Origin of the sequence: Pseudomonas sp. MWU16-30317, from assembly GCF_020515695.1 — a bacterium.
Taxonomy (GTDB): Bacteria; Pseudomonadota; Gammaproteobacteria; order Pseudomonadales; family Pseudomonadaceae; genus Aquipseudomonas.
The window spans coordinates 58,372-83,012 of record NZ_JAIWJA010000008.1 but is presented as its reverse complement, the minus strand read 5'-3'; the positions used below and the strand labels follow the sequence as shown (position 1 = coordinate 83,012).

General features: G+C 62.5%; 24 protein-coding genes and 1 tRNA gene. 16 read left to right on the top strand and 9 right to left on the bottom strand.

Features of this window, described 5'->3' with window-relative positions; genetic code table 11:
- Nucleotides 1–909, top strand: a complete 909-nt coding sequence (locus LIX93_RS21370) for an alpha/beta hydrolase (protein WP_226506054.1) — start codon at nucleotides 1–3, stop codon at nucleotides 907–909.
- A gap of 11 nt (nucleotides 910–920) precedes the next feature.
- Complete coding sequence (locus tag LIX93_RS21365; RefSeq protein WP_226506053.1) at nucleotides 921–1,847, top strand: alpha/beta hydrolase; 927 nt, start codon at nucleotides 921–923, stop codon at nucleotides 1,845–1,847.
- Between the two features lies 1 nt (nucleotide 1,848).
- Here the strand turns inward: LIX93_RS21365 and LIX93_RS21360 are convergent, their stop codons facing one another.
- Nucleotides 1,849–2,634, bottom strand: a complete 786-nt coding sequence (locus tag LIX93_RS21360) for a fumarylacetoacetate hydrolase family protein (RefSeq protein ID WP_226506052.1) — start codon at nucleotides 2,632–2,634, stop codon at nucleotides 1,849–1,851.
- A 237-nt stretch (nucleotides 2,635–2,871) separates the two neighbouring features.
- On the opposite strand from LIX93_RS21360, the gene LIX93_RS21355 reads away from it, so the two are divergent.
- The 3 genes from LIX93_RS21355 (at nucleotide 2,872) to LIX93_RS21345 (ending at nucleotide 6,212) form a co-directional block, all read left to right on the top strand.
- Complete coding sequence (locus LIX93_RS21355; RefSeq protein ID WP_226506051.1) at nucleotides 2,872–4,815, top strand: methyl-accepting chemotaxis protein; 1,944 nt, start codon at nucleotides 2,872–2,874, stop codon at nucleotides 4,813–4,815.
- 175 nt (nucleotides 4,816–4,990) lie between these two features.
- Complete coding sequence (locus LIX93_RS21350) at nucleotides 4,991–5,611, top strand: LysE family translocator (RefSeq protein WP_226506050.1); 621 nt, start codon at nucleotides 4,991–4,993, stop codon at nucleotides 5,609–5,611.
- 40 nt (nucleotides 5,612–5,651) lie between these two features.
- Nucleotides 5,652–6,212, top strand: a complete 561-nt coding sequence (locus tag LIX93_RS21345) for a cysteine hydrolase family protein (RefSeq protein ID WP_226506049.1) — start codon at nucleotides 5,652–5,654, stop codon at nucleotides 6,210–6,212.
- A 23-nt stretch (nucleotides 6,213–6,235) separates the two neighbouring features.
- On the opposite strand, the gene LIX93_RS21340 is transcribed toward LIX93_RS21345, so the two are convergent.
- The gene (locus LIX93_RS21340; protein ID WP_226506048.1) at nucleotides 6,236–6,508 is read right to left on the bottom strand and encodes a cupin; all 273 of its coding nucleotides are present in this window, start codon (nucleotides 6,506–6,508) and stop codon (nucleotides 6,236–6,238) included.
- Between the two features lie 347 nt (nucleotides 6,509–6,855).
- Between LIX93_RS21340 and LIX93_RS21335 the strand changes: the two genes are divergently transcribed.
- Nucleotides 6,856–7,260, top strand: a complete 405-nt coding sequence (locus LIX93_RS21335; protein WP_226506047.1) for a RidA family protein — start codon at nucleotides 6,856–6,858, stop codon at nucleotides 7,258–7,260.
- Nucleotides 7,261–7,277: 17 nt separating this feature from the next.
- The gene (locus LIX93_RS21330) at nucleotides 7,278–8,261 is read left to right on the top strand and encodes an aldo/keto reductase (RefSeq protein ID WP_226506046.1); all 984 of its coding nucleotides are present in this window, start codon (nucleotides 7,278–7,280) and stop codon (nucleotides 8,259–8,261) included.
- A 64-nt stretch (nucleotides 8,262–8,325) separates the two neighbouring features.
- Here the strand turns inward: LIX93_RS21330 and LIX93_RS21325 are convergent, their stop codons facing one another.
- Genes LIX93_RS21325 through LIX93_RS21315 form a run of 3 tightly spaced genes read right to left on the bottom strand, consistent with a single transcriptional unit; the run spans nucleotide 8,326 to nucleotide 11,899 of the window.
- On the bottom strand, nucleotides 8,326–9,483 hold the full coding sequence (locus LIX93_RS21325) for a M20 aminoacylase family protein (RefSeq protein ID WP_226506045.1): 1,158 nt from the start codon (nucleotides 9,481–9,483) through the stop codon (nucleotides 8,326–8,328).
- Between the two features lie 4 nt (nucleotides 9,484–9,487).
- Entirely contained in the window at nucleotides 9,488–11,005 is a 1,518-nt protein-coding gene (locus LIX93_RS21320; protein WP_226506044.1) for an aldehyde dehydrogenase family protein, read from the bottom strand.
- Between the two features lie 3 nt (nucleotides 11,006–11,008).
- Nucleotides 11,009–11,899, bottom strand: coding sequence for an NAD(P)-dependent oxidoreductase (locus tag LIX93_RS21315; protein ID WP_226506043.1), 891 nt, complete (start codon nucleotides 11,897–11,899; stop codon nucleotides 11,009–11,011).
- A 128-nt stretch (nucleotides 11,900–12,027) separates the two neighbouring features.
- Between LIX93_RS21315 and LIX93_RS21310 the strand changes: the two genes are divergently transcribed.
- The 7 genes from LIX93_RS21310 to LIX93_RS21280 all read left to right on the top strand — a co-directional run bounded on the left by LIX93_RS21310 (nucleotide 12,028) and on the right by LIX93_RS21280 (nucleotide 20,172).
- A complete protein-coding gene (locus LIX93_RS21310) occupies nucleotides 12,028–12,945 on the top strand; it encodes a LysR family transcriptional regulator (RefSeq protein ID WP_226506042.1) in 918 nt (305 codons plus the stop codon).
- Nucleotides 12,946–12,977: 32 nt separating this feature from the next.
- Nucleotides 12,978–13,874, top strand: coding sequence for a LysR substrate-binding domain-containing protein (locus LIX93_RS21305; RefSeq protein WP_226506041.1), 897 nt, complete (start codon nucleotides 12,978–12,980; stop codon nucleotides 13,872–13,874).
- A gap of 178 nt (nucleotides 13,875–14,052) precedes the next feature.
- Nucleotides 14,053–15,387 (top strand): MFS transporter, encoded by a 1,335-nt coding sequence (locus tag LIX93_RS21300; protein ID WP_226506040.1) that lies wholly within the window; start codon nucleotides 14,053–14,055, stop codon nucleotides 15,385–15,387.
- A complete protein-coding gene (locus tag LIX93_RS21295; protein WP_226506039.1) occupies nucleotides 15,384–16,637 on the top strand; it encodes an amidohydrolase family protein in 1,254 nt (417 codons plus the stop codon). Before LIX93_RS21300 ends, LIX93_RS21295 begins: the two co-directional genes overlap by 4 nt.
- A gap of 237 nt (nucleotides 16,638–16,874) precedes the next feature.
- Nucleotides 16,875–17,279, top strand: coding sequence for a hypothetical protein (locus LIX93_RS21290; RefSeq protein WP_226506038.1), 405 nt, complete (start codon nucleotides 16,875–16,877; stop codon nucleotides 17,277–17,279).
- A complete protein-coding gene (locus tag LIX93_RS21285) occupies nucleotides 17,273–17,968 on the top strand; it encodes an RES family NAD+ phosphorylase (RefSeq protein ID WP_226506037.1) in 696 nt (231 codons plus the stop codon). Before LIX93_RS21290 ends, LIX93_RS21285 begins: the two co-directional genes overlap by 7 nt.
- A gap of 83 nt (nucleotides 17,969–18,051) precedes the next feature.
- A complete protein-coding gene (locus tag LIX93_RS21280; protein WP_226506036.1) occupies nucleotides 18,052–20,172 on the top strand; it encodes a glycoside hydrolase family 3 C-terminal domain-containing protein in 2,121 nt (706 codons plus the stop codon).
- A 39-nt stretch (nucleotides 20,173–20,211) separates the two neighbouring features.
- Here the strand turns inward: LIX93_RS21280 and LIX93_RS21275 are convergent, their stop codons facing one another.
- The 4 genes from LIX93_RS21275 to LIX93_RS21260 all read right to left on the bottom strand — a co-directional run bounded on the left by LIX93_RS21275 (nucleotide 20,212) and on the right by LIX93_RS21260 (nucleotide 23,243).
- Nucleotides 20,212–21,465 (bottom strand): Gfo/Idh/MocA family oxidoreductase, encoded by a 1,254-nt coding sequence (locus LIX93_RS21275; RefSeq protein ID WP_226506035.1) that lies wholly within the window; start codon nucleotides 21,463–21,465, stop codon nucleotides 20,212–20,214.
- A gap of 33 nt (nucleotides 21,466–21,498) precedes the next feature.
- Nucleotides 21,499–22,149 carry a YoaK family protein gene (locus LIX93_RS21270; RefSeq protein ID WP_226506034.1) on the bottom strand — a complete coding sequence of 217 codons (651 nt, stop codon included), beginning with the start codon at nucleotides 22,147–22,149 and terminating at the stop codon, nucleotides 21,499–21,501.
- Between the two features lie 268 nt (nucleotides 22,150–22,417).
- Nucleotides 22,418–22,645: a hypothetical protein gene (locus tag LIX93_RS21265; protein ID WP_226506033.1), complete on the bottom strand. Its 228-nt coding sequence runs from the start codon at nucleotides 22,643–22,645 to the stop codon at nucleotides 22,418–22,420.
- A 507-nt stretch (nucleotides 22,646–23,152) separates the two neighbouring features.
- Nucleotides 23,153–23,243 (bottom strand) — tRNA-Ser (locus tag LIX93_RS21260).
- A gap of 219 nt (nucleotides 23,244–23,462) precedes the next feature.
- Between LIX93_RS21260 and LIX93_RS21255 the strand changes: the two genes are divergently transcribed.
- Nucleotides 23,463–24,134 (top strand): Bax inhibitor-1/YccA family protein, encoded by a 672-nt coding sequence (locus tag LIX93_RS21255; protein ID WP_226506032.1) that lies wholly within the window; start codon nucleotides 23,463–23,465, stop codon nucleotides 24,132–24,134.
- Nucleotides 24,135–24,247: 113 nt separating this feature from the next.
- A complete protein-coding gene (gene tusD, locus LIX93_RS21250) occupies nucleotides 24,248–24,640 on the top strand; it encodes a sulfurtransferase complex subunit TusD (protein WP_226506031.1) in 393 nt (130 codons plus the stop codon).
- Nucleotide 24,641 lies beyond the last annotated feature (1 nt).

Here is a 24,641-nt window from a genome sequence, read left to right as displayed (position 1 = left end):
ATGCCTACCCCTGCCCTGTTCAAAAATCTGTCTACCTTGATCTTGTGCGGCGCCTTGGCGGCCACCGCAAGCGTCGCCCATGCCGAGCGCATCAGCTACAACGTCACAACGCCGGATGGGGTGACATTGGCCGTCCAGGAGTCCGGAAACCCCAGCGGACCTGCCATCGTCTTCATTCATGGTCTGCTGGGCAGTCACCTGAATTGGGACAACCAGGTGAACGCCCCCGAGTTGCAACGCTATCGGATGATCACCTACGACCTGCGCGGTCACGGACTGTCCGGCAAACCGGTAAATGCCCAGGCCTACGCCGAAGGGCACCGCTGGGCCGATGACCTGGCTGTCGTCATGCAGGCGGCAAAGGTGACCAGGCCGATGCTTGTGGGGTGGTCCCTGGGCGGTGCAGTGATATCCAACTATCTGGCCAGATACGGTGACGGCCAGATTGGCGGTGCCGTGTATGTCGATGGGGTGATCGAACTCAAGCCGGAGCAGATCGTGGCCCACCCACAGGTGTATCAGGATCTCAACGCCCCAGACCTGAAGACTCACCTCGATACCGTCCGAGAATTTCTCGGCCTGTGCTTTCACACCCAGCCTGATCGCAGTACCTTCGAACGGCTGTTCGCCAATGCAGCGATGGCCTCCTGGGATATGCAGCGGGCGGTACAGTCGATGGATGTCGATGCGGTCAAAGCGCTTGGCGGTGCCACGGTCCCGGTGCTATTGCTCTATGGCGCGCAGGATGCGCTGGTACAAACAAAGTCCGCGATCGCACGCGCCAAACAGCTCAATCCTCGGGCCACGAGCATTGTGTATGCGAACTCAGGGCATGCGCCCTTCCTCGAGGAGGCCGCGCGCTTCAACCGCGACCTCGCAGGTTTTGTCGATTCCAGCGCGATCCATTGATGGAGACGACCATGGCTGACGCTATCCCCGAACTGTTCCCCGGCTTTGCGCCATTGCAGGTCAATACCAGCGATGTGGCCTTCAAGGGCGTGATCGGCGGTGCCGGGCCGCCACTGCTGTTGCTGCATGGCTATCCGCAAACTCACGTCACGTGGCGCTATATCGCCCCACGGCTCGCCCGCTATTTCACCGTCATCGCCCCGGATCTGCCGGGTTATGGCGCCAGCCGCACCGTGGCCGATCAGCCGCGCTGGAGCAAAAGGCGCGTCGCGCAAGCGCTGGTCGAGATGATGGAACAGCTCGGCCACTCACGCTTCGCGGTCGTGGGCCACGACCGTGGTGCTCGCGCGGGCTACCGGATGGCGCTGGATCACCCGCAGCGAGTCACGCGCTATGCCTCGCTGACCGTGATGCCGACCCTGGATGTCTGGGAGGCAATGGACAAGCCGTTTGCGCTGGCCAATTTCCATTGGTTCTTTCTGGCTCAGCCCTTCGACCTGCCGGAGCGCCTGCTGGCCGTCGACCCGGAGGCTTTTATCAAGAACGCCTTGAGCAAGATGGCTGGGGACCTGGCTAACATCGATCCGCAGGCATTGGACGCCTATGTCACAGCGTTTCGCCAGCCCTCGGTCCGGCATGCCATGTGTGAAGATTATCGAGCAGCGGCCAACGAGGACACGGAACATGACGCCGCCGACCGCGCTGCCGGCCGCCAACTGCCATGCCCAGTGCTGGTGTTATGGCCGAAGACTTATGCGGGCGCGCACTCCCCGTTGGCCATCTGGGGCAAATGGGCGCGAGATGTGCGGGGCGAGGCGATAAAGGGCGGGCATCTTCAACCTGAAGAATCGCCAGATGAAGTCATGAAGGCGCTGTTGCCGTTTTTGCTCGACCGGTCCTCGCCGCCGGGTTTATCCGGCGAGGAGCGGCCAGCATGAATCAAAACGAAAACGTCAGCTCGTTATCGAAGTAGCGGGCCGCCAGTTTGTGGCCTGGACCACTGATGTCGAATGCCTCGCACATGGCACCGGTGGTGATGATGTCACCGGCCCTCAGCGTTTCGCCGCGTTGCGCGGCATGTTCGTACAACGCTGCAAGGGAATTGAGCGGATCGGTCGCGGTGTCGTCGAACAGGCCTTTGGCCCGGGGTTCGCCATTGAGATAGACGACCACGTTTTCGGCCAACTGGCGCATGACTTCTGGATCAAGGCCCTGACACAGGGTTTGACCGACCACCAGGGCCTCGAAGCCGACGTTGTCGGCGGTAAAGCTTGGCCAGCCCACGGTCTTGCGGTCGACGAAACGCGAGCGCACCACCTCGAAGGTCACACAGGTGCTGCGAATATCGGCGGCGTCGATTTTTCGTCCGGGCAGCGGCGGCAGGTCGCGATCGAGCACGAAGGCGATTTCGCATTCAATGGTCACCGGGGTATAGGCCGGCAGGCTCAGCTGCACGCCACTGCTGTGCAGCCGTGCGCGCTCGAGCTGCCCGACCAGCGGCCGCGACAGGTTGGCCCCGCGCATGGCCGCCGGGCTGCCGACGCCGAGCTTCCAACCCGCGCGGGTGCCGCCGGCCAGTTGGAACAGATGGTCCTGAGCGGCATAGCCCTGCTCCAGGGTCTCGGGTTTGTTGCCGGCCGCCAGTGCGGTCAACAAGTCGCCACTGCTCCAGGCCTGTGCGAGGATCGAGGCGGTGGCGCTCGGGTCGAAATCAGCGTCTTGCATGTCAGCTCCTGTGGTCGGGCGGGCCGGGGCGGCGCTCATGCACTGCCCTGTAGTCATTGAGCCACTTTGTATCATGACGCCCGCGCCGATGTCCCCTGGCGTACCTAAAGTCCCTGCCCTTGCTGCCGATAAATGGTGTGTACGCGTGGGCGCTGTCCTGCTGATAAAACGCGACGCTGCCTAGCTGACTTGCCTTTCTGCCGATCCCGATACGCCCAAATACCTGCGGAAGAAGTCATGAATATCAAACACAAGCTGACCTGGGCTTTCGCGGCCGTCGCGTGCCTGCCGGTTATCCTGGTGGCGGTGCTCGTCGTGCTGAACCTGCGCGATGCGGCGCAAGCCGATTTTCTCGACAGCAGTGGCCGGGAGATCCGGCAGATCGACAACGGCATGAAGCAATTCTTCGACGGCATCAGCCAGAACGTCGAATACCTTGCCAAGGACCCACGCATCGCGGGCATCAAGGATCTGAAAAACTACAGCGGCGCCGATGCCGCGCAAATCCCCATGACCGATAGCGGCAAGCAACTGCTGCAGCTGTTTGGCGACTTTGCCAAGAGCCATCCGAGCACCGCTTACCTGTCCGTGGGTCTCAAGGACGGCGGCTATGTCAGCTGGCCCGACGACGCCAAACTGACCAATTACGACCCGCGCGTTCGCCCCTGGTACAAAACTGCCCTTACCGCACCGTGCAAAGGCCTGCGCACCTCGGCCTACTACTGGGCGCCGGACGACGTGGTGCTGCTTGGCAACGTGCACACCATCGACGACGCCAACGGCAATACCTTGGGCGTGGTGGGGCTGGACGTGTCGCTCAAGCAACTGACCGAACTGGTCAAGCACATCAAGCTCGGCGACAGCGGCTACCTGATGCTGGTCGAAGCCAACGGCAACGTGCTGGTCGACCCCAGCGATGCCAAACACAACTTCAAGTCCCTCGCCGACCTGGGCCCCAACTACGCCGCCCTCGCCAACAGCGGTAACGGTGTGACCAAAATCGACATCGACGGCGTGCCGTACATGGTCAACATTTACACCTCCGAGAGCCTGGGCTGGCGCTTCATCGGCCTGATCAAGCAAGACGAAGTGATGGCCAAGGCCTCGCACCTGACCTGGCTGATCGCAGGCATCGCCGCGGTGCTGGCGATCATCTTCGCCATCGTCGGCGCCAGTTTCGCCGGAATGATCGTGCGGCCGATCCGCAGTGTCGCCGGCGGCCTGCAGGAAATCGCCCAGGGCGAAGGCGACCTGACCCGCAGCCTCACCGTGCAAGGCAAGGACGAAACCGCCACCCTGGCCAGCTGGTTCAACCAGTTTTTGAGCATGATCGCCCAACTGGTGCGGCGTATCGGCAGCGCCTCGTCCGACCTGCAACAGGCCGCTGCCGGCAGTAGCCAGGTCGCCCACAACATGAACGACGCCGCCGGGCGTCAGCGCGAGGCCGTCGAGCTGGTCAGCACCGCCTTCAACGAGATGGTCGCCACCGCCAACGAAGTGGCCCGCTCCGCCAGCCAGGCTGCGTCCAGCGCTGATGCGGGCTACCGCGACGTGTACGATGGCCAGCAGCACATCGGCGAAGCCACCGGCAGCGTCATGCAACTGAGCGACAACCTGCAGCAATCGACCCAGACCATGCAGGCGCTCGAGCAGGACAGCAAGAACATCAACACCATCCTCGACACCATTCGTTCGATCGCCGAGCAAACCAACCTGCTCGCGCTCAACGCCGCCATCGAGGCCGCCCGCGCTGGCGATCAGGGCCGCGGTTTCGCCGTGGTCGCCGACGAAGTCCGGGCCCTGGCGCGGCGCACCGCCGACTCCACCGGCGAGATCGACAGCCTGCTCGGCAACCTGGCACGGCGCACCCAGGAAGTGACCAGGCAGATGCAAGGCAGCGTGCAGATGTCGCAGACCAGCGTCGAGCGCATCCAGCTGGCCCGCGACAGCTTCGACAAGATCCGCCATTCGGTGGATTCGATTCGCGATCAGAACACACAGATCGCCACCGCGGCCGAGGAGCAGCATCAGGTGGCCGAGGACATCAACCGCCATATCGCGCAGATTCATGCCGATGCGCAGTTGGTGGAAGAGCTGGCGCATTCGGCGCAGAGCGATTCGGATCGGTTGACCGGGATTAGCGGGGAGTTGAATGAGTTGGTAGGGCGGTTCAAGTATTGATTGGCGGCACGAGATGCGGTGCGGCTACCGGCCGCTTGGCGAGCAATCTTTGCCCCCACAGTGCAAGCAGGTCCGGCGTCCTGCACTGTGGGAGCAAGGGTGCGCGTTCGCCGTGGTCGGGCTGGCCCAGCCTGTGCTAACGCCACACTCAACCGCACGTTAGAAGCCCCCGCCCATGTCCATCGCCGACAACCTCCTCGCCTTCACCTTCGCCGCCACCGTGTTGACCCTCACGCCCGGCCTTGATACTGCCCTGATCCTGCGAACCGCCACGGTAGAAGGCAAACAGCAGGCCCTGCGCGCAGTGTTGGGCATCAACGTGGGCTGCCTGTTGTGGGGCGCCGCCGTGGCCTTCGGCCTGGGTGCCCTGATTGCCGTCTCCGAGTTGGCGTTCAACGTCCTGAAGTATTGCGGCGCGGCCTACCTGTGCTGGCTCGGATTGAATATGCTGATGCGCCCACGCACCTCGCTGTCTGCCTTGGAAACGCAGGCCAGGCCGCGCTCCAATTGGTTTATCCGAGGCATGACCGGCAACCTGCTGAACCCCAAGATAGGCATTTTTTACGTGTCGTTTCTGCCGCAATTCATTCCGGCCGGTCAGTCGCCGGTGATCTGGACGTTTGGCCTGGTGGGGATTCATCTGCTGATCGGATTGATCTGGTCGTCGATATTGATCGGCGCCACCCAGCCGCTGGCCGGCGTGCTGCGGCGCGAAAAGGTGGTCACCTGGATGGATCGCACGACAGGGATGATCTTCGTGATGTTTGCGGCGCGATTGGCGTTGAGCAAGCGTTGAGGTTTGCGGGTACTGCGGTTTTTTTGCGAAAGGATGGGCTATGGACGACTTGGAGGCTAACGCCGCGCTGATCATCATCGACATGCAAAAAGGCATGAACGATCCAAAACTGGGACGACGCAACAATCCAGACGCCGAGCTGCGAATTCAAGCGCTGCTGGATGCCTGGCGGCAATCGCATCGGCCCATCGTCCACGTCAGGCATCTATCGCGCACGCCGGGTTCGGTATTCTGGCCAGGGCAGCCGGGTTGCGAGTTTCAGGAAGCACTAGCTCCGCTGCCCCACGAACACGTGGTCGAGAAGAACGTGCCGGACGCCTTCATTGCCAGTGGCCTTGAGCGCTGGCTCCATGTGCGAGGTATTCGCCAGATTGTGGTGGCAGGCGTTATCACCAACAACTCGCTGGAGGCTACTGCGCGATCGGGCGGGAACCTTGGCTTTGCGGTGATCGTACCGCGCGATGGCTGTTACACCTTTGATCAAACCGACCTGGATGGACGCCTTTGGCGGGCGGAAGAGGTGCATGCCATGTCGCTCAGTAATCTGGCGATGGACTATGCGCGTGTGGTGGGGGTGGAAGACATACTGAACAGTCTTTAGCGGGACCTCCAGAGCCGTCTGCCCTAGGTTTGCTTGCGCCCCACACGATACCGTACGCCCTCCTCCCCGAACACTTCCGAATGCGGCTCATCTCGCTGCAGATGGAAAACGTCACCAACGGCATAGGTCCGCTCGCCCGTGGCAGTACGGATACGCAGACTGCCGTGCAGCACCAACGCCTTGGCTTCGAACGGATGCGCATGCTCGTCAAGCGTGCCCAGGGGCTCACGCTCGACCACCACGGGGGTGCCGAAGCCCTCGTCGGCGAGCAATTGGAGAAAGTCGTGTTCTTGCATAGGCGTCATCTCGTTCAGATGCAGGGGTGCTGGGTTTACAGAAGACCATTCTGAGTGGGCAATGATTCCTCATCAATGATACGCCCATCGCCTGCACGCTCATGCCGCCATCAGGCATGACCATCGCCCGGTTGAATCAAGTTTGAGTGGGATCGAGCCGGCGCTGGAAGTCGGCTACAGCAGCCCGAGTGATTTACTTCAGGTATTTCGGCCCCATACCGGGACGACTCCTCGCAGGCTCCGTGTTGATTGCCAGGGCACTTTCAGGAGCATCCCACTGTCGACTTAATTCGCGCCCTGCCGAACCGCTGCTACAGTCGACAGCTCATCTACCTGGAGCCTCGCCCATGCCGGACCGTCAAATCATCATCCCCGAGGCCATGACGTCGTTGGTCGAGCGCGCCGGTTATGCCCCGGCCGTGCGAGTCGGCGCGACGTTGTTTTGTGCCGGCCAAGTGGGGCGCACGGCCGATCTGGAAGTCATCATCGATCCGGAGCAGCAGTTTGTCGCCGCCTGGGCAAACCTGCTCAGCGTGCTCGACGCCGGCGGCTGCCGTTTCGAGGACGTGGTCGACATGACCACTTATCACATCGACATGGCGCGCCACATGCCGCTGTTTCGCGAGGTCAAAAACCGGACGTTCCCCCGCGGCTTGTGCGCCTGGACTTGCATTGGCGTGGCCGAACTGGCGCACCCAGGCCTGCTGGTCGAGATCAAGTGCATCGCGGTGCAGCGCAACCCTCTTAGCTGATCAACAAGGAGAACCACGTGAACTACAAATCCCTTGGCAACACCGGCCTCAAGGTCTCCCCCGTAGCGCTAGGCTGCATGACTTACGGCATCCCCGATCGTGGCAACCATCCATGGACCCTCGACGAGGAAAAGAGCCGCCCGCTGATCAAGCAGGCCGTCGAGTTGGGCATCAATTTTTTCGACACCGCCAACAGCTATTCGGATGGTACTTCGGAAGAAATCGTCGGCAGGGCCCTGCGTGATTTCGCCCGTCGCGACGAGATCGTGATCGCCACCAAAGTGTTCTTCCCGTTGCGCCAGGCGCCGAATATCGGCGGCCTGTCGCGCAAGGCGATCCTGAGCGAGATCGACAACAGCCTGCGGCGCCTCGGCACCGATTATGTCGACCTCTATCAGATCCACCGCTGGGACTATCACACCCCCATCGAAGAAACCCTCGAAGCCCTGCACGATGTGGTCAAGGCCGGCAAGGCGCTGCATATCGGCGCTTCATCGATGTATGCCTGGCAATTCGCCAAGGCCCTGCACACCTCCAAGGCCAATGGCTGGACGCCGTTCGTGTCGATGCAGAATCACCTCAATCTGCTCAACCGCGAGGAAGAACGCGAGATGCTGCCGCTGTGTCGCGATCAGGGCATTGCAGTGCTGCCCTGGAGCCCGCTGGCACGCGGGCGGCTGACGCGGGATTGGGATGAGAGCAGCAGCCGTGCCGACACCGATGCGTTCGGCAAGACGCTGTATCTGGCGCGTACCGCCGACGCCGATCGGCAAGTGGTCGCGGCGGTCGCCAGTGTGGCCAAGGCGCGCGGCGTGCCAAGGGCGCAGGTCGCGTTAGCCTGGGTGGCGCAATCAGCCGGGGTGACCGCGCCGCTGGTGGGTGCGAGCAAACCGCAGCATCTGGAGGATGCCGTAGCAGCGATGTCGCTGAAGTTGACGAGTGAAGAGATCGACCAACTTGAGGCATCCTACGTGCCGCATGAGGTCGCGGGGTTTAGCTGAGTCCCCTGTCGCACAACGCCTGGATTGGTTGAAAACGGCCCGCTGGGGCCGTTCCAACTCGCGCTCATTGCAGCGGCAACGACTGCTCCACCAACGCCGTCCACACCGCAACACCCGGTTCTATCACCGCATCATTGAAGTCGTAATACGGGTTGTGCAACGCCGCCGACGGCGTCTCGCCATCCACGCCCAACCACACGTACGCTCCCCGCCGGGCCTGGAGCATGAAGGCGAAATCCTCCGACGCCATCGACGGATTGCAGCCCCATTGCAACTTGTCCTCACCCACCGCCGCGATCGCTGCCCGGCGCATGACCGCCGCCGCGTCAGGGTCGTTTTCGGTGACCGGGTAGCCCACGGTGTAATCCAGCGCACCGGTCACGCCGAAGGCCTGCGGCAATTGAGCGACGAATTCTTCGATCAATTGCTGGACCTTGGCCCGCACCGGGGTTTGCAGGCATCGCACCGTACCGCGCAGCACGGCGGTTTCAGGGATGACGTTGATCGCTTCGCCGGCGTTGAACTGGGTCACGCTGACCACCGCTGAATCCAGCGGCGACAGGCGCCGCGAGGTAATGGTCTGCAAGCCCAGCACCAACTCGGCGGCGGCGACGATCGGGTCGGCGCCCTTTTCGGGCATCGCTGCGTGGCAGCCCTTGCCGGTCAGGGTGATCTCGAAGGTGTCCAGCGAGGCCATCATCGGCCCTGGGTTGATGACCACGTGCCCGGCCGGTACGCCTGGCCAGTTGTGCAGACCGTAGATCGCCTCCATCGGGAAGCGCTCGAACAGTCCGTCGTCGATCATGGCCTGCGCACCAGCGAGGTTCTCCTCGGCGGGCTGGAAGATGAAATGCACCGTGCCGCTGAAGCACCGCGTCTCGCTCAAATGCCGCGCCGTGGCCAGCAGGATGGTGGTGTGGCCGTCGTGCCCGCAGGCGTGCATGCAGCCTTTGTGGGTGGATTTGTGCGCGGCGTTGCCCAGCTCCTGGATCGGCAAGGCGTCCATGTCGGCGCGGATGCCGATGCTCGGGCCTTCGCCATTGCGCAGAGTACCGACCACACCCGTGCCGCCCAGGCCGCGGACCACTTCGATGCCGAAACTCTCCAGCAACTGGGCGACACGATCGGAGGTCTGCAGCTCCTGGTAACCGAGCTCGGGCGTCGAGTGGAAGTGCCGTCGCCAGAGCACGGCGTCGTCGATCAAGTTCTTGAGGACAGTCATGGCATTACTCCAGGCTGGCGCCGTAGCCAAAGGATGCGGCAGGCGTGGCGGCGGTTTCGACCCACACGCTTTTCACTTCGCTGTACTCACGCAGCGCGTCGAGGCCGGAGGAACGGCCGTAGCCGCTCTCACCGTAGCCACCGAACGGCGAGCTGACGTGAATGGTCTTGTAGCCGTTGACCCAGAAGGTGCCGGCGCGTACTTGCCTGGCAACCCGATGAGCGCGCCCGACATCGCGGGTCCATACCCCGCCCGCGAGGCCGAAACGGCTGTCATTGGCGATGCGGATGGCGTCGGCTTCGTCCTTGAACGGAATCGCTACCACCACTGGACCGAAGATCTCTTCCTGGGCGCAGTACAGATCGTTAGTCCCTTTGAGCACCGTAGGGTTCACGTAATAACCGGGCGTGGCGGGGATCGGCTCGGCATCGGCGCCCACCAGCGTGGCGCCCTCTTCCAGCGCGCGTTCGAGCATGGTTTTGATGTGCCGATATTGCTTGGCGTTGTTGATCGGGCCGATCTGCGTTTGCGGATCGCTGGGGTCACCGACCTTGAACTGCCTAGCGGCCACGGCGAGGGCCTGGGTGAATTTCTCGAAGATCGACTCTTGCACCAGCAGGCGCGAACCGGACACGCAGCTTTGCCCGGCACCGGAAAAAATCGCCGCTTGCGCGCCACGCAGGGCCACATCGAGGTCGGCATCGGCGAAGACGATATTGGCCGACTTGCCGCCCAGCTCCAGCACGGCGGGGATACAACGCTGCGCAGCGGCGACGGCGATGTGCCGGCCGGTAGCCGGCGAGCCGACGAATACCACTTTGCGGATATCGGCCTTGGCGATAAAAGCCTGGCCGATGCTGTGACCGAACCCGGCGATCACGTTGACCAGGCCCTTGGGCACGCCCGCGCGCTCGATCAGCACGGCGACCATCAAGGACGACAGCGGGGTCAGCTCGGACGGTTTGAGGATCACCGCGTTACCGGCGGCCAGGGCCGGCGCCAACTGCCAGCCGCAGGTGAAGATCGGCGCGTTCCAGGGGGTGATCTGCAACACCGTGCCCAGCGGTTCGTAGGTCACGTAGTTGAGGTGGCTGGTGGGCACCGGAATCACTTCACCGTGCAGCTTGTCGGCCCAACCGGCGTAGTACTCGAACATCTCGGCGACTTTCTGCACCTCGACGCTGGCATCGCGGATCGGCTTGTTGGCGGTGAGGGATTCTATTTGCGCAAGGCTCTCGGCCTGCTCGCGAATCAGCGCGCCTACCTGGTAAAGCGCGCGGCCACGGGCTTGAGCGGTCAGCGCCCACCACTGCTGCTGGGCGGCCTTGGTGGCTCGATCGGCGATGGCGACCAGTGACTCGTCGGCATCGGCGAAGCTCAACAGCAGGCTGTCATCGTGGGCGTTGCGTACTTCCACTGGCGCGCCGTGACCGTCGATGAACTCACCGCCAACGTAACTGCCGATAGTGCTGCGGTCGCCCCAGAACGGGCGCATCAATTCAAGGATCTTTTGCGTGCTCATTGGTTATTCTCCACGGCCAAACAGGGGGGCGTCGGTGCGTTCAACGATGCAGCAGAAGTCATCGGCGTCCGGCAGCGTGGCGCTGCTCGCTTGCCATAGTTCGGCGACGGCGCGCGATAGCGGCAGGTCGAGGTCGAGGCTGGCGCTGAGGTCGCGGGCCAGGCCGACGTCCTTGCGCATCAGGCCCATGGTGAAGCCCGAGTCGTAAGCCTTATTCATGACCCAAGTGGGGAACATGGCTTGCGTGGCACTGCTGCGCCCGGAGCCGGCGTTCAAGCCTTCGAGCAGTTTTGCCGGGTCGACACCGGCCTTGGCGGCCATGCTCAGTGCTTCGGCGGTGCTGATCAGGTGACAGGCAGTGAGCATGTTGTTGGCGATCTTGGCGACGTTGCCGGCGCCGGTCTGGCCGATGTGCACGCGGGTGCCGCTCATGCCCTCGAGTATCGGCATCACGCGCGCCAGATCGTCGTCCTCGGCGCCGATCACCATCGACATGGTTCCGGTGGCCGCGCCTTTGGGGCCGCCGGACACCGGGGCGTCGATAAAGGCGATGCCTTTGACCTTAAGGGCGGCGGCAACCTTGCGGCTCGCCTCGGGGGTGGAGGTGGTGGTATCGACGACGATCAACCCCGGCTTGCCCAGCGCGAGGATGCCGTTGGCGCCCAGGCACACAGCTTCGACGTGTTCGGCCTTGGGCAGCGAAAGGATCAGCACCTCGACGCTGGCAATCAGTTGTTCGCGCTCGGCAACGGGCTTGACGCCCTTGGCCTGGGCCTTTTCCAGCGCGGTGTGGGCAAGGTCGAAACCGCTGACGTCGAAGCCTTTGCTCGCCAGCGTCGCGGCCATGCCACCGCCCATGTTGCCTAGCCCGATAACGCCGATTTTCAAGCTCATTGAAGGTCTCTCGCTCAAATTTTGAGGGCCCTGCCTGGGGCATGAGACGAGTATGGACAGCGGTCGGTGATCACAGCAATAATCGCTAGTTCGCATTTTTGTTGCGTTTAAGGCAACACAGGATTTTTATGAGCATCGTCCAAGATCGTCGCATCCTGTATTTCTTCGAGGCCGTGCGCGCAGGCAGCGTGAGGGCCGCCGCCGACATCCTCAACGTCGCGCCCTCGGCGGTCAGTCGGCAGATCGCTCAGTTGGAGCAGGAGCTCGGAGCACCGCTGCTGGAGCGCCACCGTCGTGGCGTGAAGCCGACCGAAGCCGGTGACAAGGTGCTGACCTACTATCGTCAACGGCTGACGCAGCAAGAAGTACTGCTGGACTCGATCCAGGCGTTGCGCGGTCTGCAGAGTGGTTCGGTGACGCTGGCGGTGGGCGAGGGCTTCCTCGACAGTCTGTCGCAACCGCTGACGCATTTCTCGACGCTGTACCCCAAGGTCGAGCTGATCGTGAATGTCTGCGGCAGCAACGAGCTGATCCGCCAGGTGGTTGAGGACGAAGCGCATATCGGCCTGGTGTTCAATCCGGCGGCAGACAACAAGCTGCGCTCCCACGCACAGCACAGCCATCCTGTGTGCGCGGTGGTCAACCCCGAGCATGTACTGGTACACAGCAAGGAGCCGATCGCTCTGCTGGGGCTGGACCACTATCGCCTGGCGCTACCCGGTGTGGCCTACGGTATCCGGCAGATCCTGCTGGCGGCGGAACACCAGGAGGGTGTCAGCCTGCTGCCGACCCTGACGTGCAGCACCTTCGCCCTGCTCAAGCGCTTCGCCATGCAGGGTGGGGTGACGCTGTTGCCGACTTTTGTGGTGGAAGAGGAAATCAGGGCCGGGGCGTTGGTCGCCCTGCCCCTGCAAAACCCGGTATTCAGTAGCCCCCAGACGCACCTGGTGAGCCGCTTGGGGCGCCAGTTGAGCGTGGCGTCGAGCCGGATGTTGCAGATGCTGTTGCAGGAGTTGCCGGCGTTCAAATCCAACAGCCGCGGCTGACTTTCCTTTCCCTGACAGGTTTGCTCCTCACCATGCGCATCGATCCCCTTCCCCCGCTGCAAAACCTTATCGCCTTCGAGGCCGCTGTGCGTCATGGCAGCTTCACCCGTGCGGCGGCCGAGTTGCACTTGACGCAAAGCGCCATCAGCCGCCAGGTCGCACAGCTGGAGGAGTTCCTCGGGCGGGCATTGTTTCGCCGTGAGCACAAGCGCATTCACCTGACCGTCGCCGGCCAGTTGTATGCCGAGGAGGTGCATCGGTTGCTGACCCAATGCGCCGAAGCCACGGCCAAGGTCATCACCCACAACGGCGAGCAGCAGTTGACCCTGGCGTGCTCCAGTGGCGTCGCAGCGCTGTGGCTGGGGCCGCTACTGGGCCGCTACGTGGATGAGTTTCCGGCGGTGGACGCGCGTTTACGGGTGGTCGACGGCCTTGATTCGCTGGTGCGCGCCGAATTCGACCTGGCGGTGTACTTTCTGGGCGCCACCTCGCCGTCGGGGCTGGACAGTCAGTTGCTGTTTCCCGAGTCAGTGGGTGCCTATTGTTCGCCCGACTATCTGCAAGGACGCACTCTGACGGCCGCCGAGTTGCTTGATCATCGGCTGTTGATGCTCGAAGACGGTCAACGCCAGTGGCTGTCCTGGGGCAACTGGTTCGCGCGCCAGGACGTCGACGCCTCGATCATCCGCAAGCGGCTGACGGTCAACCATTACCCAGTGCTGGTGGACATGGCGATCGCCGGCCACGGCATCGTATTGGGCTGGCGACCAATGATCGACGCGCACCTGCGCAGTGGCGCCTTGGTCCCCGCCTGCGTCGAGAGGGTCGGCGCCGTAGGCGGTTATTACCTGTTGACGCCGACTGCATCGCTGCCGAGTCGCGCCGCCCGGGCGTTCGAGAAGTGGCTGACGGGGCAAATTCCCGCGTAGGCCTTGCATGCGCTGCACGCATGCAAATCTGCGCAATAAGCGTTTTCGCCTTCCTCGCACCGCCCGTATTCTCGGGTCACACAAGGGCATCAGACCCTGACACAGCGTCAACTTGCCCGGTTCTGCCCTCATTCTTCGCGGGATCTTTCCTGAACCACAGGAGGCCTGCGAATGCAGCATGCAGGAGCTTCATGTGAACGCGAGCGCCCATACCCCCTCTCAGATCCATTCGAAGCAGGCGCGCCGCGCCGTCGTCGCCACCGTGATCGGTAACGGCCTGGAATGGTTCGACTTCACGGTCTACAGCTTCTTTTCGGTGATCATCGCCAAGGTGTTCTTCCCCACCGGCAGCGAACTGAGTTCGTACCTCCTGGCGTTGGCCACTTTCGGGGTCGGGTTTTTCATGCGCCCGGTGGGCGGCATCGTACTGGGTATCTATAGCGACAAGCACGGTCGCAAAGCGGCGCTGTCATTGACCATTCTGTTGATGGCGCTGGGCACCTTCATCATCGCGGTGACGCCCAGTTTTGCCCAGATCGGCTTTATCGCGCCGGTGCTTATCGTGCTCGCGCGGCTGCTGCAGGGCTTCTCCGCCGGGGGTGAAATGGGCAGCGCCACGGCGTTCCTCACCGAGCATGCACCGGCTGGGCGCAAGGCGTTCTACTCCAGCTGGATCCAGGCCAGTATCGGCGTCGCGGTGCTGCTCGGCTCTGGATTGGGCGCGCTGCTGTCGACCTACCTGACTCAGGCACAACTGGAAAGCTGGGGCTGGCGCGTGCCCTTTCTGATCGGCACGCTGATCGGCCCGATCGGCTTCTATATCCGCAGCCGCATCGACGAAACCCCGGCCTACAGTGAAGCGCAAACCAGTGAATCGCCGTTGCGCGAAGTGCTGCGCAGCTATCCGCGCCAGACCCTGATCAGCTTCTCGCTGGTGGTGCTCTGGACCGTGTGCACCTACGCCATTCTGTTCTACATCCCCTCCTACGCGACCCGTGTTCTGAGCCTGCCGTCGTGGATGGGCTTCTGCGCCAGCATGGTGGGTGGCGGTGTGTTGATCGTCGCCACGCCCATCGTCGGCGCCCTGGCCGACAGGCAGGGCCGTCGCCCATGGCTGCTGTGCTCGGCTGCAGCCATCTTCATCGCCGCCTACCCGATGTTCTACTACATCAACCACGCGCCCGGGCTGGCCTCGCTGCTGGTGTTCGAGTTGGTACTGGGCTTGATGATCGCCGGCTATATCGGCTCGATCCTCGCCGCTTTCGGTGAACTGCTGCCGACCCACGTGCTGTCCACCGGGCTGTCGGTGGCCTACAACTTCGCGGTAACCATCTTCGGTGGTTTCGCCACCTTTACCATCACTGCCTTGATCGCCCAGACCGGCAGCAATCTCGCCCCGGCCTTCTACATCATGTTCGCGGCAGCCGTGAGCGGCATCGGCGCCCTGCTCTTCCGCGATCAGCCACGCGACAAGCCCAAGGCACACATCACTTTGACAGGAGCTGTCCAATGACCACCCCTACTCGCCTGATCCTGCGCAACGGCCGCCTGCTGGACCCCGTCGCCGGCCAGTTGCTGACGGGCCAGGAAGTACTGATCGAGGGTGAACGCATCGTCGCCGTGCGCGCCCAGGGCGAATCGGCCGAAGCGGGCGCCGAGGTGATCGACCTCGGCGGGCGCACGCTGATGCCCGGTCTGATCGACTGCCACGTGCACGTACTGGCCTCCAATGCCAACCTCGGCCTCAACGCCTTGCAACCCAACGCGATCACCATGTATCGCGCCCTGCCGATCCTCGACGCCATGCTCAAGCGCGGCTTCACCACGGTACGCGACGCTGGTGGTGCCGACTGGGCGCTGGCCCGTTCGATTGCGATCGGGCTGATCCCCGGCCCGCGTATTTTCGCGTCAGGCAAGGCACTGTCGCAGACCGGGGGCCATGGCGACATGCGCGCCCGTGGCGAATTGCTGCTCAGCGAACCGTGCTCGTGCTGCTTTCGCGCGGGTGCCATCGCGCGAGTGGTCGATGGCGTCGACAACGTGCGCCTGGCCGTGCGTGAAGAGCTGCAACAGGGCGCCAGCCAGATCAAGATCATGGCTTCGGGCGGCGTCTCCTCGCCCACCGATCCGATCGCCAACACTCAATACAGCGAGGCCGAAATCCGCGCCATCGTCGACGAAGCCGAGGCCGCCAACACCTACGTCATGGCCCACGCTTACACCGCTCGCGCCATCCGCCGCGCCATCGAATGCGGCGTACGCACCATCGAGCACGGCAACCTGGTGGATGCCGATACCGCGCGGTTGATGGCTGAGAAAGGCGCCTTTGCAGTCCCCACCCAGGTGACCTACGAAATGCTCGCCGAACATGGCGCCCGCGCCGGCCTGCCGCCCGAGTCGGTGGCCAAGATCGAAGACGTGCGCCAGGCCGGGCGCAATGCCTTGAAACTGTTTGCCGAAGCCGGCGTGCCCATGGGCTACGGCTCCGATCTGCTGGGCGAGATGCACGAATACCAGAGCTACGAACTGAAGATCCGCGCCGAGGTGCTGGGCAATCTGGCGGCCATCCGCAGTGCCACCAGCGTCGCCGCGCAGATCCTCCAACGCGAAGGCGAGCTGGGTTGCATCGCCCCGGGTGCCTTGGCCGATCTGCTGGTGGTAGATGGCGATCCGCTGACCGATATCAGCTGCCTGGTAGGCCAGGGCGAGCACCTGGCCATGATCGTGCAGGGCGGCAGCATCAAAAAAAACCTGCTGGTGTGACGGCGGGTTGAAGAAGGCGTCGGGAGAGTCGGCGCTTTTTTCCTCGAATTCGCTCGACAACGACTGATTGGGGGGAATGATTTCCCTCTGATCAGTGAAGAGTTTCCCCTCCACAATCGGCGAATGATCACTAAACCTCCCCTCGCGTACCGCCATCAGCCTCCAATGCATCCTTGCGTCTGTAGAGAAACAAAGATTATATTTGCATCTACAGACACAAGGCATGAGGTCACGGGCATGGTCGCCGCACTGCAAACACCAACATTCAGCAAAGAGCAATGCGCCGCAGGCCTGCGTGTCGCCGTGGGCATCCTGGAAAAATGGCGGGCCAGCGGCGAACAGTCCTGCAACGTGTTGCGCATCTCGCGAAGCACCCTGGCCCGCGCCAAACAGAGCGATTCGAGCTGGTCCTTGAACCTGGACACAGACCAGATACAGCGCGTCAGCTTGGTGCTCAACATCCACGCGGCGCTGCGCCTGGTGTTCGACAACCCTGAAAACGTCTACGGCTTTGCGCAAATGGCCAACCACAATGAATTCTTCAGCGGACGCGCGCCGCTCGACGTCATGGCGCAGGGCGACATGATCTCGTTGTATGAAACCTTCAGGCGCATCGATGCCTTGCGCGGAGCACAATGGTAATGCTCGATCAACTGGCACGGATGCCGGGCGAACAGGTGCACGCCTGCCGCTTGGTCAATTCCAGATTCCCTCCCATCGCACTGTTCGACGACGTGGCCAGTGCCGACGAGTTCGAGGTGCTGTACCAGTTGCAGGCGCTGACCAATCCGCGCCTGCAGAATGAAATCGGGCGGCTGGAACTGATCCCTCGCGCGCAAATCCCATTTGGCATCCCCGGCTGCGCCTATGCGACGGCGCCCTTTACCCATGTCAATCCGGCCGGCTCGCGATTCAGCGATGGCAGCTTCGGCGCCCTGTACCTGGCGGACACCATGGAAACCGCGCTGGCCGAGGTGCGCCATCACCAGGACAGTTACTGGGCGAAGGTTCAAGGCTTGAACTACGAGCGCTTCGTGTTTCGCGGGCTGACCTGCGTGTTCACCGACAAGGACATGTTCGATGCCCTGGTGCTGCCGATCACTCACCCGATCCATGCGCCGGACGACTACAGTCAGTCCCGGCAACTGGGCAGAGCCATCAAGAACGCGGGCAGCCCCGGGCTGCGTTACCGTTCGGTGCGTCTGCCGGGCAATACCTGCTGGGCACTGATGACGCCACGCCCGGTAACGTCCATCGTACAGAGCGCCCACTACGAGATGATCTGGAATGGGCGAATCACCGCAGTGAACACCGTCAGCGCCGCCGGATGAAGCCTCTCATGAAACCCTGATCGGCCGGGAACCCGCGAGCCAGACACCACTCAGAACCTTACACACTTGATTGGACGATCGTGATGAGTGAGGTACCCGCAACACCCGTCGACCGCTCGACGGATGACCGCGCACGAACCCTCGTGGCGCAGATGACCGAGGACGAGAAGTTCGCCTGGCTATCCGGCCCCATGGCCATTCCACTGGCCGGCGAAGACAAACCGGAGGGCGCCTTGGGGTCTGCCGCTTTTTACCCCGGTATCGAACGCCTGGGCATCCCGGCCATGCAGCAATCGGACGCGAGCCTCGGTGTCGGCAACCTCGGCAATGTCCGCCCAGGTGACCATGCCACCGCGTTGCCCAGCTCGCTGCTGCTCGGCGCCACGTTCAACCCCAGCCTCGCCTTCGAGTCGGGCGCGCTGGTGGGTCGAGAGGCGCGGCAAAAAGGCTTCAACGTGCAATTGGCGGGTGGCGCCAATCTGGTCCGAGAGCCCCGCGGTGGTCGCAATTTCGAGTACATCAGCGAGGATCCTCTGCTGACCGGCGTATTGGCAGGCCAGTCGGTGGCCGGCATTCAATCCGAGAAGGTGGTGTCGACGGTCAAGCATTTCGTCGCCAATGCTCAGGAGACCGGACGCGTGATGGTCAGCTCGAACCTCAGCGAGGCGGCGTTGCGCGAGTCCGATCTGCTGGCCTTCCAGCTGGCGATAGAGATCGGTCGACCCGGTGCGGTGATGCCCGGCTATAACCTGATCAACGGCGATTACGCGTCCGAGAACGCCTTCCTGTTGAATACCGTGCTCAAGGGGGAATGGGAGTACCCAGGCTGGGTGATGTCCGACTGGGGCGCCACGCATTCCAGCGTCAAGGCCGCGCTGGCGGGGCTGGACGTACAGTCGGGCGCCAATCTGGACGACGCCCATCACTTCGGCGCGGCGCTGCGCCAGGCGGTCAAGGCTGGCGAAGTCCCGCAGAGCCGCATCGACGACATGGTCACGCGCATCCTGCGCAGCCTGATCGAGGTGGGGGCACTGGACCCGGTGTCGGCGCTGCCCATCGATTACAGCCAACATCGGCTCATCGCCCAACGCCAGGCCGAGGAAGGCATCGTGCTGCTCAAGAATGCTCAGGGCACGCTTCCCCTGGCACAACGGGCAAAACGATTGTTGGTCATCGGTGCCCACGCCGATCACGGCGTGCTGTGTGGCGGAGGCTCCTCTTGCGTGCCCCCTATCGGCAGCCTGTCGCTGCCGGGCATCGACATGATGGGCATGCAGGTCGCCAAGGTTTACCAACCGTCCTCCCTGGTGCAGGCGATCAAGGAAGAAAGCGCGGCGCAGCAGGTGGATTTTCTCGACGGCACGGATGTGACCTTGGCCGTTGCGCAGGCGGCGATCGCCGATGCGGTGATCGTCTTCGCTCAGGAATGGCGCTCGGAGGCGCTGGACGCCAAGGGACTAGGCCTCGACGGCAATCAGGATGCCTTGATCGAGGCCGTCGCCGCAGCCAACCGCAACACCATCGTCGTCTTGCAGACCGGCGGCCCTGTGCTGTTGCCTTGGCTCGATAACGTCGCCGCTGTGCTGGCCGCCTGGTATCCCGGTTCAGGGGGTGCCCCGGCGGTGGCTGGCGTGCTGTTCGGCAGAGTGAATCCGTCCGGACGCTTGCCGATCACCTTTCCCGCCAGCGAGTCGCAACTGCCGCGCCCCGAGCAGATCGACCCTGCCACCACCACCTCCAACCCCGGTATGCCGCGTAAAGGCGAGATCATCCCGATCAACTACGATATCGAAGGCTCGGATGTCGGTTATCGCTGGTATGCACGGCAGCGTCTCAAGCCGCTGCTGCCGTTCGGCTTCGGGTTGTCCTACAGCACATTCGAATTCAGCGACCTGCGCGTCAACGAGCCCGGCAAGGTATCAGTGCGGGTGAACAATACCGGCCCGCGCGCTGGCGCCACGACGTTGCAGCTTTATATCGCAAAAACGGGCGAAGACGGCTTTGCCAAACGCCTCGCCGGATTTGAAAAAGTCTTTCTGGCAGCGGGCGAGCAAGCCGATGTCGAGGTCCAGCTGGAGCCACGCATCCTTGCTCGTTTCGAGGAGGGAGGCTTTGTTATCGGGCCAGGCAATTACCGTGTCTGGGCGGCAGATGATGCAGAGGATGAACGACTCGGAGTTACGGTGACGCTGCATGCCCCATGACTTCACAGGGGAGCGGCCAGTGCTGCTCCCCTGTGTTCTTCAAGAGCGTGCTGCGGTGCGATGCTTGCTTTCCCACTCGATCAGTATTGGCCGATTCTCCCGCACCGACTGGTAAATCGCTTCCATCAGCAAGTGATCCTGCAACCCCTCTTCGCCAGGGGTGCGGGGTGCCTCACCGGTCTGCAGGCACTGAGCGAAGTGGTCGATCTCCTGGCTGAACTGATTACCCGCCCCTACTCGCAGCTCTTCGACGGATTCGAGGCTGTCCTTGCGTCGAGCCACCCGCAAACGCTGGCCTTTGTAGGCAAAGGCGTTCTCGATTTCGATCCAGCCTTTTTCCAGGCGCAGGCGCATGTCCTTGGTTTCGTGAGCGCCGTAGCTGGTGGCGCAATTGGCGATGGCGCCGGAGGGAAAACGCAGCATGAAGCTCATGGTTTCCTCGACCTGGGCATAACGCGGATCGCCTTGAGGATTGACCACTTGTGCATAGACCTCGATCGGTTCTTCACCGAGCATGGTGCGCACGCCGTTTAGGCAATACAGGCCGATGTCCGGCAGCGCGCCGCCGCCAGCCAACGCGGCGTCAAGTCGCCACTGACCATCGGGGCCCTGGGCCTGGGCGTTGGTTGCCTCGATCAGCCGCACGCGCCCCAACTCACCCGACTGCACCAGTTGCGCAGCGGCGCTATTGAAATCCTCGTACTGGCAACGGTAAGCGATCATCAACCGCACCCCGGCCGCGTCGCAGGCCTTGATCATCTGCCGCGCCTGCTCGGAAGTACTGGCCATGGGCTTCTCGCACAACACATGCTTGCCCGCGCGCGCTGCCGCTTGCACCTGTTCAAGATGCAGCCCGTTGGGGGTGACGATGTACACGGCCTGGACCTCAGGATTATCGGCCAGCGCCTCAATCTGGTCGTAGCCATACACCGCCTCTTGCCGGATGCCATATTGCGCGGCGACCGCTTTGGCTTTGTCTGGGCTGCCAGACACCAATGCGACCGGCTTGGCGTGCAACGATTGGGCAAACGCCGGCAGGATCTGCCCCAGCGCCAGGCGACCCAGGCCGACGATGGCGAACCCGACTCTTTCTGCCGGTGGCAGGGGCGCGGGCGGTGCGGGTTCAGGCCGGTCCGCTTCGCCACGCCAGTTGATGAATTCGACCTTGCCGTCTTTTACCCCGCCGCGGTCGATTTCGGTTGCCGGCCTCGCAGGGCCTGAGGTCGGCAGACGTTTGCCATCGGCGGTGCCGGGGCCTTGAGCGGCGAACGGATAGAGCTTCGAGTCGGACATGGGGATATTCTCCAGATGATTGGCAACCACAGATCAGGATTCTTGCGGGCGGCCATTGGGCTGAACCAGCCACGCGGTGAGTGCGCCGAGGGCGGCCAGAGCAGCCAGCAGCAACAGGGTCGCGGCGCCGAGACGGCCGTCGACCAGCGTCCCTAGCAGCGCACCGATCAACAGGCACAGCCAGCGCGAAAAGGCATCCGCCGCCCCGCCAAACTTGCCTGCCGCCAGGCAACGCCCCAGCTTTACCAGCAGGCCAGTGACGAAGGTGACGCCCGGCTCGTCGGCACGGACTTGATTGAGGGTGCCCATGGCGGCGGCAATGACCATGACAGTAGCCAGGGAGTATTTCTCCGTCGCTTGCGCGGCCAAGGGGGCAGCGATTGCCAGCAACACCCCCACGAACAGCAGCAGTACGCCGCTACGCACACGACCGATGCGATCACCCATCCACGCTGCAACCGTGGTGGCGAACACGAAAGTACCGATGACACTGGCGATTTCGCCAACCTTGAACCATGCGCCCTGCGCCAGAAAATCGCCCAGCTTGGTGGAATTGCCGGTCATGTAAACCGCGAGCAAATCCTTGCTGTGCAGGATCATCAAGGCGTCGGTGGCGCCGGCCAAGGCCAGCAAGGGAAATACCGACCAGACGATGGGGGTGCCGGGCGACTCAAGCTTGTGCAAAATCCATCCCTCGCGGTTCGTAGCCAGAGCGTATGGAAAGTCGACAGACGCTCTGGCGCAAGGGTTCGATCGGATTTTGCGATTGCAGGATGAAGGGTAATATCAACTCGACCCGGGTGGGATACCGTCCTTGTTGAAATCCTTCAACCGTTCTCGCTCTTGCGGCGTGGAGTGGGCTGGGGTGTCATCCTTGGGCGGTTCTGGCTTTTCGTCGGCCATGATGGATCCTCTTAGTGATATCTGTGGGGGCAGGACACGGGCTCGACCGTCATCTGGCGCTGTCGGTCGGGTCCTTGATGGCTTCACCTATCAGCTCATCCACTGCCGATGCTGCACGCAGCCGGTACTCTGCCGGCAGCTCGAACAGGTCCGGACTGCCGAAAATACGCAGCTTGGCGGCCTCGGCGACAGCAACCAGGTCCACCCCTTGGGTCGACAATTGCTGGATAATGGCGAGCATGGCCAGTTTTTGTTGTTCAACGGTTGCTATCAGCATGCCAGCCTCTCTGAGGGCCTGATAAATCGGGGGTTTCAGAGAGTTGGTCATGTCGAGCGGAAGGCGGTTCAGAAAATTTATCTACCGCTTATCTGTCTGGAGCGCGGTCGCGGTCGCGGGATCATTCGGGGGGATTACATTGCATCTCGCCATTGCCAAATGACCAATCCTCTCGCTTCGTGTCGATCAGGCTGATCTAGACATCCCACCTGTACTGCTGTGGATGCCCTCGGTGATGGCTTTGTAGAACGCTTTTCAACCTCGATGGTCCGTCTGGGATTCCAGGTCGCTTGGGGGTTAGTCGCAGTATTGTCGAACAGACTGAGGGCGATGTGCCCGTTGAGGGGCTGTGCTTGGTCGTGGCAACTTGCGCAGGCCGAATGGCGAAGCCGCAGGGTTGTGGAACGCATTGGAAAAGATGCGGAACCGACTGGCCGCTTCCGCTTTGCTACGACCAACCCCTAGAAACAAAAAAGCCCCGCATTTGCGGGGCTTTTTCGATGATGTTGGCGGGAAACCAGGGATTCGAACCCTGGAGACGCTATTAACGTCCGCCGGTTTTCAAGACCGGTGCATTCAACCACTCTGCCAATTTCCCGAGTGTTGCGATGACACTTGCAGGCTGCCTGGGAAGCCTCTCGGCCACGGCCCCAGCTGCGTTGCGGGCGCCATAATACCGTAATGAAACAACCTGTCAAACTCTCAATGTGGCCTATTGGCGCCGCTCTGTTATGATCTTTGCATCCGAACATTTCAGACACAGGTTTCGGCCCGGCGCTACGGCGTCGATCTCGTTCCAACCTTTAAGGAGCTCGCCATGCGCGAACAGGATTATGCCGTTAATAACAGCTCGCAGGTTCAGCAGCTAGAAGTTAGCCGCGTCCTGCGCAACACCTATGGGCTGCTGGCCCTGACCCTCGCCTTCAGCGGCGTGATGGCTTACGTTGCACAGCAGATGCATGTGGGTCGTCCTAATATCTTCATCGTCTTGATCGGCTTCTACGGTCTGTTCTTCCTGACCAACAAGCTGCGCGATTCGGCGTGGGGCCTGGTCTCGGCATTCGCCCTGACCGGCTTCATGGGATACATCCTCGGCCCAGTGCTGAACGTCTATCTGGGTATGCGCGGCGGCGCAGAAGTCGTCAGCTCGGCCTTCGCCATGACCGCCCTGGTGTTTGGTGGTCTGTCGGCCTATGTGCTGATCAGCCGCAAGGACATGAGCTTCCTCAGCGGTTTCATCACCGCCGGTTTCTTCGTGTTGCTGGGCGCGACCGTTGCGGGCATGTTCTTCCAGATCAGCGGCCTGCAATTGGCCATCAGCGCTGGCTTCGTGCTGTTCTCGTCGGTCTGCATTCTGTTCCAGACCAGCGCGATCATCCACGGCGGCGAACGCAACTACATCATGGCGACTATCAGCCTGTATGTTTCGATCTACAACCTGTTCATCAGCTTGTTGCAGATCTTCGGCATCATGGGTCGTGATGACTAAAGGAACTCGCTAAGGCTTCGGCCACGGCAGCTGATCACCAGAAAGCCCGCTTCGGCGGGCTTTTTCGTGGATGAGGCTTTATCATTCCCTCAGATTTGCTGATCGAGTGACCGATGAAATTTGCCATTGCCGTGTTCGCCCCCGCCCATGCGCCCTCCTCGCGCCGCGCCCTGCTGTTCGCCCAAGCGGCACTGGCGGGAGGGCATGAGATTACCCGGCTGTTTTTTTATCAGGACGGTGTGCACAGTGCCTCCAGCAATGTCGTCACACCTCAGGATGAACTGGATGTACCGGCGCTGTGGCGGCAGTTCGTGACCGACAATGGCCTTGATGCGGTAGTGTGCATCGCCGCCGCGCTGCGTCGCGGCGTGCTGAACACCGAAGAAGCCCAGCGCTACGGTCGCACTGCAGTCAATTTGCCCGCGCCGTGGGAGCTTTCGGGCCTGGGGCAGTTGCACGAGGCCGCACAGCTTGCCGACCGGCTCGTCAGCTTTGGAGGACAATAAT